The sequence below is a fragment of the Nocardioides antri genome (assembly GCF_008373765.1).
GTDB lineage: Bacteria > Actinomycetota > Actinomycetes > Propionibacteriales > Nocardioidaceae > Nocardioides > Nocardioides antri.
On record NZ_VUJW01000019.1, the window covers coordinates 1 to 540 of the forward strand.

Annotated in this window: 1 protein-coding gene; it reads left to right on the top strand. The window is 63.5% G+C overall.

Translation table 11 applies throughout. The features are described from left to right. Positions 1-46: 46 nt before the first annotated feature. Positions 47-496 carry a hypothetical protein gene (locus F0U47_RS20240; RefSeq protein WP_149752306.1) on the top strand — a complete coding sequence of 150 codons (450 nt, stop codon included), beginning with the start codon at positions 47-49 and terminating at the stop codon, positions 494-496. Positions 497-540: the final 44 nt, after the last annotated feature.

Genomic DNA, 540 nt, shown 5'->3' on the forward strand with positions numbered 1-540 from the left:
TGCCGAGTTGAGCGCGCATCGATCTGTTCCGACCTAGAGTGCGCTCATGCGCTTGGCAGCCGCTTGCATGGTCTTTCTCGTCGTGAGCACGCTCGCGGCTTGCGGTGACGACGCCGATCAGGCCTCCCGCGCTGGCCATTCGGCCTCCCCCGATGCGCCCGAGCGCGTAGAAGCAACGCCACCCGATGCGTCAGGTCTGCTCTCCCTGGACGCTGCATGCTCTCGGATCTGGGACCTGTTCAAGCGCCACGGTGACACGCCAGTCGGCAAGTCATGGGATGCGTTGGTCATTGGAGCGAGAAGGGTCCTTACCAAGTCACAACCCGACGTGGTTGAAGCGCTCGAGCCAGAGGTCGACGGGTTCGAAGAGGCCACGATCGATGACTACGACCGATCACAGGTGCTCCGCTTGATCCGACGCGGCGACCGGCTCGTCAACGACTTCGCCACTGCCTGCGGGACAACGATCGAGCGATCCTACGAAGTTGTCCTCTAATGCCGCCCATCGTGCGCGGAGCTGCACGCTACTGCGCGCTTGGG

Coding starts and splice junctions, on each gene's coding strand:
- F0U47_RS20240 (WP_149752306.1), top strand. CDS start 47: ATGCGCTTGGCAGCCGCTTGCATGGTCTTTCTCGTCGTGAGCACGCTC.